Below are 1,917 nucleotides of genomic sequence, written 5' to 3'. Positions count from 1 at the left end.
GCCTTCTCGAACAGGCCGGCGCGGGCCAGCGCCAGCGTGCCGGCGCAGATGCCGCCGACCACACCGCCGCGCGATGCAATGGCGGCAAGCAGGTTGCCTACATCAGGCTGTGCCTTGCTCGTCCACTGGTCGGAACCAATGATGGCAATGGCATCGAGATCGGCATTCTCGCTGGCGCCTGTTGAGCGATCGGGGATCAGCCGAAAGCCACTAATGCCAGTCACCTGCTTGCCATCAGGCGTCAGCGACATGGCACGGGCGCCGAACCATTCGACCGCCGAGGCCGCCAGCAGCCCATACTCCCAGTCGGCAAAACCTTCGATGAAAAGGAAGCCGATCGTCTTCTGTTCGGGCATAAGCTCGCTCCCATCCTCACGCACCGGACCTGTTATCTGGGCGTTGACGCGCCGACATCCAATCGCCGGGTCGAAAAATTGGCTTTAATTGCCGCGAGGGCCACGATCCGCATACATGTCCGGCCAGCCGATATCCTTGCGAATGTCCGCCGGCAGCGAGTTCATGAACCGCTGAGTGCGGATCTCGTTGCGCATCGTGCGGATCTTGCCGACATAGTGCTGCATGCCGCGCAGAATGGTATAACCGTTCATGGCTAGTCTCCTCTCTCTGTGTAGAGGCACTATCGCATACCCCTCCTGACAGCAGTCTGTCAGGAGGATGGCAGGGCGCGAACAATAGTTCCGGACAGTGCGCGCGCCGCAGGGCAAGGCATCGTTTTTCGCCGCATCGACCGGTATCTCAAGGCAGGTTTGCGGCTTCCGATTGTTCATAGCGACGGCGTAGTTTTCGGCGCCGCTGTTCAGCTTCCGGCGACGGACTGTCGGAATACGAGGCCTTCAGCGGGGTGACCGCAGGTCTGATATGGAGGGAGAAAATTCTTCCCCAACAGCAGGGAGACGACGATGAGCTTGCAACTGACAGGTATCCACCATCTGACCGCCATCACCGCGAACGCGCCCGGCAATCTTCATTTCTACACCAAGGTGCTGGGTCTGCGGCTGGTCAAGAAGACCGTAAACCAGGACGACACCTCGGCCTACCACCTTTTCTATGCCGACGGCGAAGCGACGCCTGGCACCGACCTTACCTTCTTCGACTGGCCGGTCGGCCGCGAGCGGCGCGGCACGCACAGCATCGTGCGGACCAGCCTCAGGGTCGGCAGTCGGGAGAGCCTTGCCTGGTGGAAGCAACACTTGACCGACGAAGGCCTGGCAACAGGAGAGATCGCCGACACCGGCGGTTATGCGTCATTGGACTTCGAAGATCCCGAGGGCCAGCGTCTGCGCCTGGTCAGCGATGGCGGCAAGGGCGGCAGCCATCCCTGGGCGCAAAGCCCGGTACCGGTCGAGCACCAGATACGCGGGCTCGGGCCGATCGTCATCAGCGTTCCCGACATCACCAACACCGAGGCGGTGGTGACCAAGGTGATGAACATGCGCAAGGCGCGCGACTATGTGTCGCCGGAGGGGCAGGTTCACGTCTTCGAAATGGGCGAGGGCGGGCCGGCGGCGGAGCTGCATGTCCTGGTGCAGCCGGGACTGGCGCCGGCACGGCAAGGCGCCGGTGCGGTTCACCATGTCGCCTTCAGGGCGCCGGACCAGGAGACGCTGCATCAATGGACGGCGCGGCTGGCCGAATTCCGCCTGCCGTCGAGCGGCGAGGTCGAGCGCTATTACTTCCGCTCGCTCTATTTCCGCGAGCCGAACGGCATCCTGTTCGAGATCGCCACCGACGGGCCGGGCTTCACCGCCGACGAGCCGCTGGAAACACTGGGGGAAAGTCTTGCTCTGCCGCCATTCCTCGAACCGAAGCGCGCTTCGATCGAGGCTGGCCTCAAGCCGCTGAAGTAGATCGTTTGCCAGCCGCAGGCGGGCGCCGCGTTCTGACCCAGGATCGCGG

General features: G+C 63.2%; 3 protein-coding genes. 1 reads left to right on the top strand and 2 read right to left on the bottom strand.

All coding sequences use genetic code 11. The annotated features are described in order from the left end of the window. Positions 1-356, bottom strand: a 356-nt coding sequence (locus tag EN939_RS32275) for a DJ-1/PfpI family protein (protein ID WP_206528395.1), incomplete at its 3' end; no start/stop codon positions are given. Between the two features lie 84 nt (positions 357-440). After that, positions 441-608: a hypothetical protein gene (locus tag EN939_RS32270; protein WP_013529241.1), complete on the bottom strand. Its 168-nt coding sequence runs from the start codon at positions 606-608 to the stop codon at positions 441-443. Positions 609-920: 312 nt separating this feature from the next. Here EN939_RS32270 and EN939_RS32265 point away from each other — a divergent pair, with 312 nt between their 5' ends. Beyond that, on the top strand, positions 921-1,868 hold the full coding sequence (locus EN939_RS32265; protein WP_127271596.1) for a ring-cleaving dioxygenase: 948 nt from the start codon (positions 921-923) through the stop codon (positions 1,866-1,868). Positions 1,869-1,917 lie beyond the last annotated feature (49 nt).

Source organism: Mesorhizobium sp. M7A.F.Ca.CA.002.05.1.1, from assembly GCF_003998335.1.
Lineage (GTDB): Bacteria > Pseudomonadota > Alphaproteobacteria > Rhizobiales > Rhizobiaceae > Mesorhizobium.
Note: the sequence above shows the minus strand (reverse complement) of the source record. Positions and strands in the feature narration are given on the sequence as shown.